This window comes from Stenotrophomonas sp. 57 (assembly GCF_030291075.1).
Classification (GTDB): domain Bacteria; phylum Pseudomonadota; class Gammaproteobacteria; order Xanthomonadales; family Xanthomonadaceae; genus Stenotrophomonas.
In genome coordinates, this window is sequence record NZ_CP127407.1 from 1,536,342 (window position 1) to 1,550,988 (window position 14,647).

Annotated in this window: 12 protein-coding genes; 10 read left to right on the forward strand and 2 right to left on the reverse strand. The window is 66.7% G+C overall.

The annotated features are described in order from the left end of the window. The first annotated feature begins 9 nt into the window (after positions 1–9). A complete protein-coding gene (locus QP512_RS07015; RefSeq protein ID WP_224329155.1) occupies positions 10–396 on the forward strand; it encodes a hypothetical protein in 387 nt (128 codons plus the stop codon). Between the two features lie 111 nt (positions 397–507). On the opposite strand, the gene QP512_RS07020 is transcribed toward QP512_RS07015, so the two are convergent. Next, positions 508–2,118, reverse strand: a complete 1,611-nt coding sequence (locus tag QP512_RS07020; protein ID WP_286071493.1) for an MASE1 domain-containing protein — start codon at positions 2,116–2,118, stop codon at positions 508–510. Positions 2,119–2,331: 213 nt separating this feature from the next. Further along, positions 2,332–3,570, reverse strand: coding sequence for an FAD-binding oxidoreductase (locus QP512_RS07025; protein ID WP_286072003.1), 1,239 nt, complete (start codon positions 3,568–3,570; stop codon positions 2,332–2,334). Between the two features lie 199 nt (positions 3,571–3,769). Between QP512_RS07025 and QP512_RS07030 the strand changes: the two genes are divergently transcribed. The 9 genes from QP512_RS07030 to QP512_RS07070 all read left to right on the forward strand — a co-directional run bounded on the left by QP512_RS07030 (position 3,770) and on the right by QP512_RS07070 (position 14,610). Further along, positions 3,770–4,531 (forward strand): gamma-glutamyl-gamma-aminobutyrate hydrolase family protein, encoded by a 762-nt coding sequence (locus QP512_RS07030; RefSeq protein ID WP_286071494.1) that lies wholly within the window; start codon positions 3,770–3,772, stop codon positions 4,529–4,531. Next, complete coding sequence (locus tag QP512_RS07035) at positions 4,528–5,925, forward strand: glutamine synthetase family protein (RefSeq protein ID WP_286071495.1); 1,398 nt, start codon at positions 4,528–4,530, stop codon at positions 5,923–5,925. The genes QP512_RS07030 and QP512_RS07035 overlap by 4 nt, the downstream gene beginning before the upstream one ends. A 91-nt stretch (positions 5,926–6,016) precedes the next feature. After that, on the forward strand, positions 6,017–7,126 hold the full coding sequence (locus QP512_RS07040; protein WP_286071496.1) for a polyamine ABC transporter substrate-binding protein: 1,110 nt from the start codon (positions 6,017–6,019) through the stop codon (positions 7,124–7,126). A gap of 149 nt (positions 7,127–7,275) precedes the next feature. Continuing rightward, entirely contained in the window at positions 7,276–8,442 is a 1,167-nt protein-coding gene (locus tag QP512_RS07045) for an HlyD family secretion protein (protein ID WP_286071497.1), read from the forward strand. Then, positions 8,439–9,995, forward strand: coding sequence for a DHA2 family efflux MFS transporter permease subunit (locus tag QP512_RS07050; RefSeq protein WP_286071498.1), 1,557 nt, complete (start codon positions 8,439–8,441; stop codon positions 9,993–9,995). Before QP512_RS07045 ends, QP512_RS07050 begins: the two co-directional genes overlap by 4 nt. A gap of 8 nt (positions 9,996–10,003) precedes the next feature. Further along, entirely contained in the window at positions 10,004–11,536 is a 1,533-nt protein-coding gene (locus QP512_RS07055) for an efflux transporter outer membrane subunit (protein WP_286072004.1), read from the forward strand. A 169-nt stretch (positions 11,537–11,705) separates the two neighbouring features. Continuing rightward, positions 11,706–12,842, forward strand: a complete 1,137-nt coding sequence (gene potA, locus QP512_RS07060) for a polyamine ABC transporter ATP-binding protein (protein ID WP_053505166.1) — start codon at positions 11,706–11,708, stop codon at positions 12,840–12,842. Beyond that, positions 12,839–13,771: an ABC transporter permease subunit gene (locus QP512_RS07065; RefSeq protein ID WP_010486161.1), complete on the forward strand. Its 933-nt coding sequence runs from the start codon at positions 12,839–12,841 to the stop codon at positions 13,769–13,771. The genes potA and QP512_RS07065 overlap by 4 nt, the downstream gene beginning before the upstream one ends. Further along, a complete protein-coding gene (locus tag QP512_RS07070; protein ID WP_286071499.1) occupies positions 13,768–14,610 on the forward strand; it encodes an ABC transporter permease subunit in 843 nt (280 codons plus the stop codon). The genes QP512_RS07065 and QP512_RS07070 overlap by 4 nt, the downstream gene beginning before the upstream one ends. Positions 14,611–14,647: the final 37 nt, after the last annotated feature.

The following is a 14,647-nucleotide window of genomic DNA, read 5'->3' on the forward strand; positions in this document are numbered from 1 at the left end:
GGATTTCTGATGCTTGCCGCTGCCCCGGCAATCGCGGGCGGTCCCTCGGATTTTCATGGAAAGCCATTGGCTACGGCTGGGTTGGGGCAGGCCAGTCCGGCTGCGGTCAATCTCAGCCAGGACCCCAGCTGGCAGCTGTATGGATTCCAGCGTGATGGCATTACCTATTTGCAGGTGAACGACCTCCTCGGAAACGTGCAGCTGATTATCGGCAACGCAGGGGGGACCTACTGGGTGCTGCCGGCAGGCAACAATGCGACCAAGGTTTCGCTGCCCCAGCAGAAGATCCAGATACCGGCAGGCGCCAGCCGCTCGCAGATCTACAGCGGTAGCGATTTTTCGCTGGTGCGTTATCGTAGTGGCGGCGAGGTCATCTGGTCGGTTGAAACACCGTAAAGACGTAGAGTTGCGCAGCGGTGTCGGGATATCCTGCGCCGCTGCGCTTGCCGCGATGAACGCGGCAGAGGGCGATTATTGTAGGGCCGGCCCTTTGGCGGACACCGGCCATCAGATCTGGGTCTGCGAGTTTCCCTGCCCGGAGGTGGTCACGTGATCCATAGCGTTGAACGATGCAATGCCGATGGCGGCGGAGTCACCCGTCTCCACCATCGCCATCCGTATCCGATTCCGATGGCACTGCACTGTTCCGCCATAGGCAATCGTGCGGCCAGCCAAGCGCTCGACCGTGGCGGTGACGGTTGACGGTGACAGGCTGCGGTATGAATCCAGCAGTGCGACCGTCATCAGGATGCCGCGGCGTCCTCCTCTCCTGCCGCAACGCACGCGGATGCTGATCTGACCGGATTCACTGTTGATCAACAGCGAAACGGCATCGGTGAGGGCGCGATAGGCGGCCAGCTGCAGGCCGACACTGAGCTGACAGGGATCGCCGAGCAATCGAGGGCGCATCACGCGATGGCTCAGGTCCCAGGTTTCGCGTACGCCGCCGGCCTGGAGGGCGACGTAGAGCCCAAGATGTTCCAGTGCTGCGGGATAGACCATGCTGGTTTGTTCGCGGAACTGTCGCGAATGGACCGAAGCCATATGCAGGAGACTGTTCGCTATCGTGGGATGGCCATGCGCATTGAGCCAATTCACCACCTCGCTGAGCGAGGTGTCGATGCCGTCCCCCAGCTTCCTCAGGTGTCGCGCGCGCTCACGGAGATCAAGCTCGCTTGCCACCAGTGAATTGCGCGCGTGCTTGAGCGCATCTCTTTCACCCACTTCGCCCAATCGCGAACGGTGGTAGTAGTGGGTGATGCGCGACCCTAGCACCAGCAGTGCAGCGCCGGTGACCGCCATGATCTGCTGGGTCGCGAACGCAGCTGGATCGAACGCACCCGTGTAGGGGCTTGGGGTGGTCAGGCCAATGATCAAGTTGAGCGACGGTACTCCGATCGCCGCACCTCGCCAGCCATACAGACAGGTGAGCACGACGACCGGCAGCGCCATCAGCAGCTGCATCGATGTCTTGGCGTTGGCTTCGTCCAAGGGCAGCTGTGCGGCATACAGGCCAATTATGGCCATCAGCGTCAGGGCAGCGAGTGCAGGCGGGGCGAAACCTGATGTCCAACGGGCGTTGCCGGTCCGGCGTGTCCACAGCAACGCAAGCGGTGCAAGGGTCAGTATGCCGATGAAGTCGCCAACGACCAGGCGCGCGATGCTCGCAAGTACCGGCATCTCCGGTGGTGTCGGCCACAGAAGGTGTGCCAACATCAGATTGAGCGCCGTGACCACCAGTGCCGAAGCCGCCGCGACTGAAATCAGCCATGCATTCTTCGTGGTCACCATCATTTTCCGGTGCAGATGCACGATCAGCATCACTGCAGGCATCAGCAGTGCCGAACCAAGCACTATCCAGGCCAGTCCATACCTCTCGATCATTGGCACACGCATCTGCGCAAAGTAGGCGTATTCGCCCAGCAGCAGGTACGGCCACCATCGAGGCGGGAACAACAGCACCGCAGCCACGCGGACGCCGGCGGGCAGGTAGAACTGGTCGAGCGACAACTGGCGAGACGCCCAGCATGCGATGGCGTACAACAGCGCAAGGACCAGCCCCGCCGGGCGGATACGCAACTTCAACTGCAGGCCTTCATTCCACCAGTTCAATCGCACATCTCCCTCTAGTACGTTCCCTGTCAGCATCCATTCGCCGCGGGACCCGGTTCTGAGGGACGGTATCGGCATGAAATAGATAATGCAATTGCCGATGCGATCTGTCGATCAAATGAGAATTCCGTCACGCCCTTCTGGATGAGTGCTCTTCACTTGCTGTGGAGGTCCAGGAATTGCCAGTTCTTCGGAATCTCTCCGTGTCAGCTCACTGTTTCACCACAACGCATCCCGCAGCTTGTACCACGACATCGCCGCCACCAGCAGCGGCCTGCGCAGCAGCCGGCCGCCAGGGAAGGGGGCATGCCGCAGGCGCTGGAACACGTCCAGGCGCTCACTCTGGCCTGCAATGGCGGCGGCGATCACCTCGCCGGCCAGCCCGGCGGCGGCCACCCCGTGGCCGGAGAACCCCTGCGCGAAGTACAGGTTGCCGTCCAGCCGGCCCCAATGCGGGGCGCGGTTGCGGGTAATGTCCACATAACCGCCCCAGACCTGCTCCAGTGGCACGTCGGCCAGCTGCGGGAACACCTGGTGCATGCGCCGCTGCATCACCCCGCGCAGGCCGGGTGGGGGCAGTGCTGAATAGCTGGCACGGCCACCAAACAGCAGGCGATGGTCGTGGCTGAGACGGAAGTAATCCAGTGCCCAGGCGGTGTCGGCCACGGCCATGTTGTTGCCGATCAGGGCACGGGCGCGCTCGGCACCCAGCGGAGCGCTGGCGCCGATATAGGTGCCGACCGGCATGATCCGCCGTTCCAGCTCGGGCAGCAGGCCCTGCAACCAGGCGTTGCCGGCCACCACCAGATGCGCAGCGCGCACGCTTCCCTGCGCGGTATGCAGGGTGGGCTGCGGTCCGCGCTGCACGCGGGTCACTGCGGAGTTCTCATGGATCACCGCGCCGGCCGCGCGCGCCGCATCGGCCAGTCCGCGGGCATAGGCCAGGGGCTGCAGATGCGCGCTGAGCGGATCGAACATCGCGGCGCGGTAGCGTGGGCTGTCCAGCTGTGCGCGCAGGGCATCATGGTCCCACCACTGCATGGGGTAGTGGTAGTGGCGTTGCAGATGCTCGCAGTTGGCCTGAAGGTCGCGCTCATGGCGTTCGCGGATGGCGACGCTGGCGTGGCCTTCCACCCAATGACAGTCAATGCCGTGGCGATCGATGCGTGCGCGCATCGCCTGCACCGCGTCGCGTGACCAGTCGAACAGGTGGCGCGCATCATCACGACCGAGCTGACGCTCCAGTTCGTCCACCTCGCAGCCATAGCCGACCAGCGCCTGGCCACCATTGCGGCCGGACGCGCCCCAACCGATCCGCTGCGCCTCCAGCACCACCACGCGCTGGCCACGCGTAGCCAGTTCAAGTGCGGCGGTCAGGCCGGTATAGCCGGCGCCGAGCACGGCCACGTCGGCCTGCACGTCGCCCCGCAGCGCGGGCAGGGCAGGCGGCTCGGGCAGGCTGGCGGCATACCAGCTGGGCGGAAAGGCGGCACTCACTGCGGGCCTCGCGGGCGCAGGGCAACGGGGCAGGGCGGGGCAGGACGATCAGCGTTCACGCGCCTAGTTTCGCCGATGCGTGTCGGCCGTGGCGTGACGGCCACGACTTGCCGCCGTTGCGGACAGGCGGGTAACGTGTCGGCACGCCAAGGAGTTTTCCATGCGTCGCCTGCCCTGGGTGGGCCTGCCCACCGACAGTACCGTGCTCGGCCATCACCGCTTCGCGGTGGCCGGCGAGAAGTACGTGCGCGCGCTGGCCGAGGCCGCCGAAGTGACCCCGGTGGTACTGCCGAGCCTGCAGCCTCCTTTGCCGGCTGGCGACTGGCTGCAGGGGCTTGATGGCCTGCTGTTGACCGGTGCGGTCAGCAACATCGAGCCGCAGCACTACGAAGGTGGCCGCAGCTGGCGGGGCAACCCGCATGACCCGGCCCGTGACGCCAACGCGTTTGCGCTGCTGCATGAGGCATTGGCGCTGGATCTGCCGGTGCTGGCGATCTGCCGTGGTTTCCAGGAATTGAATGTCGCGCTGGGTGGCACGCTGCATCCGCAGGTACAGGCGGTGCCGGGTCTGACCGACCACCGGGAAGACCCGCATGCGCCGGTAGAGATGCAGTATGGGCCGGCCCACGCGGTCACCCTGGCCGTCGATGGCTGGTTGGCGCAGTGGCAGGGCGGTGACCGCGCGCAGGTCAATTCGGTGCACGGGCAGGGTATTGCGCGACTGGCCGACGGTCTGCAGGTCGAGGCCCGGGCCGATGACGGACTGGTCGAAGCGGCCCGCAGCGCGCATCATCGTTTCGTGCTCGGCGTACAGTGGCACCCGGAGTGGCGTGTCATGCAGGCGCCGTTCTATCACGCTATTTTCCGTGCGTTCGGCCAAGCTTGCCGAGAGCACCAACAGAACCGACTGGATTCCCGATGAGTTCCCGAACGCGTCCGCGCAAGACGGCCACGCCCCCCGCACCGCAGGAAAGCAGCTTGCTGCGCTGGTTGAAGGAGCGGCGCATCACCGAGGTCGAATGCCTGGTGCCGGACATCACCGGCAACGCGCGCGGCAAGATCATTCCTGCCGACAAGTTCTCGCACGATTACGGTACGCGCCTGCCCGAAGGCATCTTCGCCACCACCGTCACCGGCGAGTTCCCTGACGACTACTACGAGCTGACCTCGCCGTCGGACTCGGACATGATGCTGCGCCCGGACCCGGATACGGTGCGCATGGTGCCGTGGGCGGCCGATGCCACCGCGCAGGTGATCCACGACTGCTACACCAAGCATGGCGAGCCGCACGAGCTGGCGCCACGCAACGTGCTGCGCCGCGTGCTGGCCGGATATGCCGAACTGGGCCTGCGCCCGGTGGTGGCGCCGGAGCTGGAGTTCTTCCTGGTGCAGAAGAACACCGACCCGGACTTCCCGCTGCTGCCGCCGGCTGGTCGCTCGGGGCGCCCGGAAACGGCGCGGCAGTCGTACTCGATCGATGCGGTCAACGAGTTCGACCCGATCCTCGACCTGATGTACGACTACGCCGATGCGATGAAGCTGGACGTGGACACGCTGATCCACGAATCCGGCGCGGCGCAGCTGGAAGTCAATTTCACCCATGCCGATGCGATGGACCTGGCCGACCAGGTCTTCCTGTTCAAGCGCACCATGCGCGAGGCGGCAATGCGCCACGGGGTGTACGCCACCTTCCTGGCCAAGCCGATGGAGAACGAGCCGGGCAGTGCCATGCACATCCACCAGAGCCTGGTGCGGGTGAGCGACGGCACCAACGTGTTTGCCGGTGATACCGAAGTCGAAGGCGAGTTCAGCCCGGTGTTCGGCCATTACCTGGGCGGCCTGCAGAAGTACGCGCCGCAGGCGATGGCGTTCTTCGCGCCGAACGTGAATTCCTACCGCCGGCTGGTGTTCGGCGAGGTCTCGCCGAGCAATGTGCACTGGGGCTTCGACAACCGCACCTGCGGCCTGCGCGTGCCGCTGGACACACCCGAGAACATGCGCGTTGAGAGCCGTTTCGCCGGCTCCGACGCCAACCCCTACCTGGCGATGGCCGCGACCCTGGCCTGCGGCCTGCTCGGCATCCGTGAGCGGCTGGCACCGGACGCGCCGGTGACCGGCAGCGCCAAGGAACTGGGCTACAACCTGCCGCGCTCGCTGGGCGAGGCGCTGGACGGGCTGGAGCAGTGCAGCGAGCTGCAGGCCCTGCTGGGCGAGCGCTTCTGCCGGGCCTACATCTCGGTCAAACGCAAGGAATACGAGACCTTTTTCCGTGTCATCAGCTCGTGGGAGCGCGAGTTCCTGCTGCTGAACGTCTGAGCATCTGGAATAGAAAAATCCGCCGCCGGGGGGTAGGCTGGCACCCGTTGCCGGCCCCGCCGGCCCCCCTTCCCGCATTCTGGAGCACCCGATGAAGCTGCGTATCCTCACGCTCGGCCTGGCCTCCGCCATGCTTGCCGCCTGTGGCGGTGGCAAAGGCGGCGCGCAGGACAGCCAGGTCCTGAACGTCTACAACTACAGCGATTACATCGCCGAGGACACCATCCCGACCTTCGAGAAGGAGAGCGGCATCAAGGTGACCTACGATGTGTTCGACAGCGACGAGATGGTCGAGACCAAGCTGCTGGCCGGCAACAGCGGCTACGACGTGGTGGTGCCGACCCTGAACTTCTTCGGGCGCCAGATCCAGGCCGGCGTGTTCCTGCCGCTGGACAAGAGCAAGATCCCGAACCTGGCCAACCTCGATCCGGCGGTGATGAAGCGCATCGCCACCCAGGACCCGGGCAACCAGTACGGCGTGCCGTACATGATCGGCACCACCGGCATCGGCTACAACGTGGAGATGCTGAAGCAGCGTTTCGGCGGCAGCACCGACATCGCCAACAGCTGGGACCTGGTGTTCAAGCCGGAGAACATCAGCAAGATGAAGGACTGCGGCGTGACCATCCTGGACACGCCGGCGGACATGATCCCGATCGCGCTGCATTATCTGGGCCTGGACCCGCACAGCGGCGACCCGGCCGAGCTGCAGAAGGCGGCCGACCTGCTGAAGTCGATCCGCCCGTACGTGCAGAACTTCCACTCCTCGCAGTACGTGGGTTCGCTGGCCAACGGCGGCACCTGCCTGGTGGTGGGCTGGTCGGGTGACATCATCCAGGCCCGCGACCGCGCCGAGGAAGCCAGCAACGGCGTGCACGTGGCCTATTCGATCCCGAAGGAAGGCGCCCCGCAGTGGTTCGACATGCTGGCGATCCCGAAGGATGCCAAGCACCCGGAAGCGGCCTACACGTTCATCAACTACCTGCTGGAACCGAAGGTCGCCGCGGCCAACACCAACTTCATCCACTACGCCAACCCGATCCCGACCGCCACCCCGCTGGTGGACGAGGCGATCCGTACCGACCCGACCATCTACCCGCCGGCCGATGTGGCCGAGAAGATGTTCACCTACTCGATCAACACGCCGGAGACCGACAAGCTCTACACCCGGCTGTGGACCGAGGTGAAGACCGGCAGGTGATGTGACGGCAGCGCCGGGTCATGCCCGGCCGCGGCCGGCAGACATCGGCACGCAGGAAACGGAGGCCAGCGGCCTCCGTTTTTTTTTCACCTCATGTCCGCGCGACTTCCCCTACCGTCCCGTATGGCACCGACCGACGCCTCGAGACAATGACCGAACAGCCCCAGCGCGCAGACGCCGCCCCTGATGAAACGCCCTCCACTGAGGACAAGCCTTCGCCGCTGAAGAATCCCAAGGTCCGCTGGACCCTGGCCATCATCGGCGCCGTCGTGGTCATCGCCCTGGTTGCCTGGCTGATCTACCACCTGCTGGTCGGCCGCTACCTGCAGGACACCAACAACGCCTACCTGCAGGCCGACGCGGTAGCGGTGGCTCCGCGCATCAATGGCTACGTGACCGAAGTGCTGGTGGAGGACAACCAGTGGGTCAAGGCCGGCGAACCGCTGCTGCGTATCGACCCGCGTACCTACCGTGCGACGCTGGACCAGGCCGAGGCGGTGATCGCCGTGCGTGAAGCCGACATCGCCGCCGCTGCGGCTGGGGTGCAGGGCCAGCAGTCCAGCCTGCTGCAGGCGCGTACCCAGCTCACCGCTGCCACCGCCTCGCTGCGCTTCGGCAAGGCCGAGCTGGCGCGATTCATCCCGCTGGCGGCCAGTGGTGCCGACACCCATGAACATGTTGAAAGCCTGCGCCACGACGTCGAGCGCGCCCAGGCCCAGTACGATGCGGCCAGAGCGCAGATCCAGGGCGCACAGAGCCAGATCGAGGCCAGCCAGGCCCAGCTTGAGCAGGCCCAGGCCGGGCTGAAGCAGGCGCAGGCCGACGCCGCGCAGGCGCGGGTGGCGTTCGAGGACACCGAGCTACGCGCGCGCATCGATGGCCGTGTCGGCAACAAGACCGTGCAGGTTGGCCAGTTCGTTGCTGCCGGCACCCGAACCATGACCATCGTGCCGGTCGAATCGCTGTACCTCAGTGCCAACTTCAAGGAAACCCAGGTGGGCCTGATGCGCGCCGGGCAGCCGGCCGAGATCAAGGTCGATGCGTTGCCTGGCACGACGCTGCGCGGCACGGTGGAGAGCATTTCGCCGGGTACCGGCTCGCAGTTCGCGCTGCTGCCGCCGCAGAACGCCACGGGCAACTTCACCAAGGTGGTGCAGCGCGTGCCGGTCCGCATCCGGGTGGACGCCGGTGAAGAAGCACGCAAGGTGCTGGTGCCGGGCATGTCGGTGGAGGTGACCGTCGATACCCGCAGCGCCAAGGATGCACGCGAGCGCACGCATGACGAGGCCGAAGCCACGGGTGCGCCGGCGCGATGAGCACCCCCGCCGCTTCCGCTGCGCCCACCACCGAAGGCAAGGCTGATGCGAGTGCCTGGCTGGCCGTGGCGGCCGGCACCATCGGCTCGTTCATGGCCACGCTGGACATCTCCATCGTCAATGCGGCCCTTCCCACCATCCAGGGCGAGGTTGGCGCCAGTGGCACCGAGGGCACCTGGATATCCACCGCCTTCCTTGTCTCGGAAATCGTAATGATTCCGCTGACCGGCTGGTTCGTGCGCACGCTGGGCCTGCGCACCTTCCTGCTGATCTGCGCCACGCTGTTCACCGCGTTCTCGGTGATGTGCGGGCTGGCCGACTCGCTCCCGATGATGATCGCTGGACGGGTCGGGCAGGGTTTTGCCGGTGGTGCGCTGATCCCGACCGCGCTGACCATCGTCGGCACGCGGCTGCCGCCGACGCAGCAGCCCCTGGGTACGGCGTTGTTCGGCATGACCGTGATCCTGGGCCCGGTGATCGGGCCCTTGCTGGGGGGCTGGTTGACCGAGAACGTCAGCTGGCACTACGCGTTCTTCATCAACGTGCCGATCTGCGCCGGGCTGGTGGCCCTGCTGCTGCTTGGCCTGCCGCATGAAACGTCTGATTGGGGCGGGCTGCTGCGTGCGGACTGGCTGGGCATTGTCGGCATGACCGCGGGCCTTTCCGCGCTGACCGTGGTGCTGGAGGACGGCCAGCGCGAGCGCTGGTTCGAATCCACCATGATCGTGGTACTCAGCATCGTCTCGGTGCTCGGCTTCGCGCTGCTGGCGCTCTCGCAGTTCACCAGCAAGGCGCCGGTCATCCGCCTCAACATTCTGTTCCAGCGTAGTTTCGGCGCAGTGTTCGTGATGGTCATGGCGGTGGGCATGATCCTGTTCGGGGTCATGTACATGATTCCGCAGTTCCTGGCGGTCATCGCCGGCTACAACACCGAGCAGGCCGGCTATGTGCTGCTGCTGGCCGGCCTGCCGACCATCCTGCTGATGCCGTTGATGCCGAAGATGCTGGAAACGGTCGACGTGCGCATCATGGTGTTCGGTGGCATGTTGTGCTTCGCTGCGGCCTGCTTCGTCAACCTGGGGCTGACCCCGGACAGCATCGGCCCGCACTTCGTCATCGGCCAGCTGCTGCAGGGCTGCGGGCTGGCGCTGGCGATGATGGCGCTGAACCAGGCCGCCATCACTTCGGTACCGCGCGAGTACGCCAGCGATGCTTCGGGCCTGTTCAACGCTGCGCGCAACCTCGGCGGCTCGATCGGGCTGGCCATCATCTCCACCTTCCAGGAACGCCGCGCCACCCTGCACATCGATGCGATCGGCAGCAGTGTCACCGCCAACTCGACCATTGCCCAGGACGCGCTGCATGCCTACGGCCAGCAGCTGGGTGACGCGACGCAGGCAATGGCGGTGCTGGCGCAGACGGTGCAGATGCAGGCGATGGTGATGGCCTACAACGACCTGTTCTGGATCTTCGGCCTGATCGTGGTGGCGACCCTGCCGCTGGTGTTCCTGCTCAAGCCCCTGCCCAAGGGCGTTCCATTGGCGATGCACTGATGACTTCGATGACCCTGCCCGTGTCCCTTCGCCTGCGCCGGCTGTGCCCGGCCGCGCTGCCGCTGCTGTTGGCCGGTTGCATGTTGGGGCCGGATTACGTGAAACCGGACGTGGCCACCGGCGCGACCGCGCAGGCGCGGTTGCCGCGCGCGGCGCAGGCCGGCGTGCAGCCCGCGACCCCGCCCAGCCAGTGGTGGCGCGCGCTCAACGATCCACTGCTGGACCAGCTGGTGGACGAGGCGCTGCGCAACAGCCCCAACCTGCGCGCCGCCCAGGCCAAGCTGTTGGCCTCGCGCGCGCTGCAGCGCCAGCGCCGCGCCGAGCAGCTGCCCAGCGTGGGCGCTGCGGCAGGCTACGCCAACATCAAGGCGCCGGATTCGATCGAGAACAGCGTGCGTGGCCTGGGCGAGAACATCGCCGGCGTGGCCGAGGCCAACGGCCGACCGCAGGAGGCGGCGCAGCTGCGCCAGCAGTTCGCCGACATCGATCTGGACACCGAACTCTACGTGGCCGGCTTCGACGCCAGCTGGGAACTAGACCTGTTCGGTCGGCGGCGTCGCGCCGCCGAGCAGGCAGCCGCCGAAGCCGAGGCCAACGCAGCCGCCCTGGCCGATGCGCAGGTGCAGCTGGCCGCGGAGCTGACACAGGCCTACCTGGGCTACCGCAGCAGCCGCGAGCGTATCGCGCTGGCCGAAAACAACCTTCGCGCCGCCGATGAAAGCCTGCAGCTGACCCGTCAGCGCCGCCAGCGCGGCGCCGATTCCGACCTGCAGGTCGAGCGCGCGCAGGCCCAGCTGCAACAGCAGCAGGCTGCGCTGCCGCCGCTGCAGGCACAGGCCGATGAGGCCCGCGACGTGCTGGCCCTGATGGTTGGCCGCGAGCCGGGGGCGCTGGATGCGCGGTTGGCGGCGGACCAGCCGTTGCCGGTGTTGCCGGCCAGCGTGCCGGTGGATGACGCGGGCGCGTTGATCCAGCGCCGGCCGGACGTGCGCAAGGCGGAGCGCGAGCTGGCGGCCTCCTCGGCGCAGATCGGCCAGGCGATCTCGGCCTACTTTCCGCAGGTGACCCTGCTGGGCAGCCTCGGGGCGGGCGCCACATCGGTGTCCGACCTGGGGCGGGACTCGGCCGCTACCATCGTGGCCCCGTTCCTGCGCTGGTCGTTGTTCGACTTCGGCGTGAACAAGGCACGCGTGGCCCAGGCGCGAGCCGGCAATGAGGCCCGGCTGGCGGCTTACGAGGGCACGGTGCTGGCGGCGCTGCAGGATGCCAACACCGCGCTGGCGCGCTTCGGAGCGGCTCGCCAGCAGCTGCAGGCCAGCGTCCGCGCCGAGGCCTCGGCAGACCGCTCGCTGGCCCTGATGCAGCAGCGCCGGCAGGCCGGGGCCACCTCGCAGATCGACCTGCTGGACGTGCAGCGCCAGCGCCTGCAGGCCCAGGATGCCGCCGCCCAGGCCCGCCTGCAGCTGCTGGTGCGCTACGTGGCGCTGCAGAAGAGCCTGGGTCTTGGCTGGCAGGACGCCCCGCCGGTGGCCGCGCGTTGATACGTTCCGCCGGGCATGGCCCGGCGCTACCAGAACGATGCCACGCCGTAGCGCCGGGCCATGCCCGGCGAGCGCAGCGGCCAGCCGCCCGCCACAGCCTGTCATACCGTCATCGCCCCCCGGCCGGTAGAATGGCCGCCGCTGTCCACCGCCCGCTCCCGGAGCCCCCATGCCCGTTGAAGCCCAGCCGGTAGCCGCCGTCGTCGACACGACCGGTGCGCCCGGCTATCTCTCCATTCGTGATTTGCGCAAGGAATTCGACGGTTTCGTCGCCGTCGACGACGTCAACCTGGACGTGCGCAAGGGCGAGATCTTTGCCCTGCTCGGTGGCTCCGGCAGCGGCAAATCGACCCTGCTGCGCTGCCTCGGCGGCTTCGAGACGCCCACCAAGGGCAGCATCACCCTCGATGGCCAGCGCCTGGACGCGCTGCCGCCGTACCAGCGGCCGGTCAACATGATGTTCCAGTCCTACGCCCTGTTCCCGCACATGACGGTCGAGCAGAACATCGCCTTCGGCCTGAAGCAGGATGGCCTCGGCAAGGACGCGATCAGCAAGCGCGTCGGCGAGATGCTGGACCTGGTGCAGATGGGCCACCTGGGCAAGCGCAAGCCGCACCAGCTCTCCGGCGGCCAGCAGCAGCGCGTGGCGCTGGCGCGGTCGCTGGCCAAGGGGCCGAAGCTGCTGCTGCTGGACGAGCCTATGGGCGCGCTTGACAAGAAGCTGCGCTCGCAGATGCAGCTGGAGCTGGTCAGCATCATCGAATCGTCGGGCGTGACCTGCGTGATGGTTACCCACGACCAGGAAGAAGCGATGACCATGGCCACCCGCATCGCGGTGATGGATGCCGGCTGGATCCAGCAGGTCGGCAAGCCCGACGAGGTCTACGAGCAGCCGGCCAACCGCTTCGTCGCCGAGTTCATCGGTTCGGTCAACCTGTTCGACGGGGTGATCGACGAGGACCTGCCCGAGTACGTCACCGTCCGCTCGCCGCTGTTCCCGGCGCCGATCTACATCGCCCATGGCATCACCTGCTACGAAGGGCAGCCAGTGGCGTTCGCGCTGCGCCCGGAGAAGGTGATGATCGGCAAGGACGAGCCGGAAGGGCACACCAACAAGGCTCAGGGCGTGATCGAGGACATCGCCTATTTCGGCAGCCACTCGGTCTACCACGTGCGGCTGCCCAGCGGTGCCAAGGTGCTGGCCAACTTCGCCAACTCGCAGCGCTGGGCCAGTGATGGCCTGACCTGGGGCGACAGCGTGTGGGTGCACTGGCGCGACAACGACGGCGTGGTGCTGACCTCATGAGCACGGCCGGCCTGAAGCGCTGGCTGCCGGGGCTGCGTGCCACGGTGATCGGCATTCCGTACCTGTGGCTGCTGCTGTTCTTCGCAGTGCCGTTCCTGATCGTGCTGATGATCAGCTTCTCGCTCAGCCGGGTCGGCTCGCCGCCGTACACCTGGCTGCTGCAGTACGTGGATGGCGGCTTCTCGCTGAAGCTGAACCTGGAAAACTACCTGGCGCTGTTCCGCGATTCGATCTATGCGCAGGCGTTCCTGAGCTCGATCAGGATCGCGGCGATCTCCACCTTCCTGACCCTGCTGATCGGCTACCCGATGGCCTACGCCATCGCCCGCCTGTCACCGGCCGCGCGCAACGTGGCGATGATGCTGGTGGTGCTGCCGTCGTGGACCTCGTTCCTGATCCGCGTGTATGCGTGGAAGGCGATCCTGGACCGCAACGGCCTGCTCGACCAGTTCCTGCAGTTCACCGGCCTGCAGTCGCTGATGACCAGCCTCGGCCTGCCCAAGCTGCAGCTGATCGATACGCCGACCGCCGCCTACATCGGCATCGTCTACTGCTACCTGCCGTTCATGGTGCTGCCGCTGTACGCCAACCTGGTCAAGCATGACCACCGGCTGCTGGAAGCGGCCTACGACCTGGGTGCCAAGCCGTGGCAGGCGTTCCTGCGCATCACCCTGCCGTTGTCGAAGGCGGGCATCATCGCTGGCTGCATGCTGGTGATGATTCCGGCGATCGGTGAATTCGTGATCCCGGAAATGCTGGGCGGCTCGGAGACGCTGATGGTCGGACGCCAGCTGTGGAACGAGTTCTTCAACAACCGCAACTGGCCGGGCGCCTCGGCGATGGCGGTGGCAATGATCCTGTTGCTGCTGGTGCCGATCCTGCTGTTCAACCGTTCCCAGCAGCGCCTGCTGGAAGGGAAGCAGGCATGAGCCCGCGTACCGCCAAGGGCCTGGGTCTGGGCGTGCTGCTGCTCGGCTTCGCCTTCCTGTACCTGCCGATCCTGCTGTTGATGTTCTACTCGTTCAACAGCTCGCGGCTGGCGATGGTCTGGGCCGGGTTCTCCACCCGCGCCTACAGCGACCTGTTCGCCGACCGCGCGTTGATGGAGGCGATGTGGACCAGCCTGGTGGTGGCGTTCTGGACCGCCTGTACCGCCACCGTGCTCGGCACGCTGGCAGCGATGGTGATGACCCGCTTCCGCCGCTTCCGCGGCAAGCAGGTGTTCGGTGCGCTGGTCACCGCGCCGCTGGTGATGCCCGATGTGATCCTCGGCTTCTCGCTGATGGCCCTGCTGGCCTCGATGGGCGCCATTCCCGGCTTCCCGGCACGCGGCCTGACCACCATCTGGATCGCGCACGTCACGTTCACCCTGTGCTTCGTCACCGTGGTGGTGTCTTCGCGCCTGCAGGAAATGGACCTGTCGCTGGAAGAAGCGGCGATGGATCTGGGGGCCAGCCGGCTGACCGTGTTCGGCCGCATCACCCTGCCGATCATCGCGCCGGCGCTGGTGGCGGGCTGGCTGCTGGCCTTCACCCTGTCGCTGGATGACGTGGTGGTGGCCAGCTTCGTCGCCACGCCGGGCTCGACCACGCTGCCGATGAAGGTGTTCGCGTCGGTGCGCATGGGGATCAGCCCCAAGATCAACGCGTTGGCCACGCTGCTGGTGTCGGCAGTCTCGATCGCCGCGGTGATCGGCTGGTACATCAATGCCCGCGCCGAGAAGCGACGCCAGCGCGATCTGCAGCTGGCGCGGCAGGACAACGGCTGACGCCGCAGCCACATCCGGCTCACGGCCGGCGGCGCAC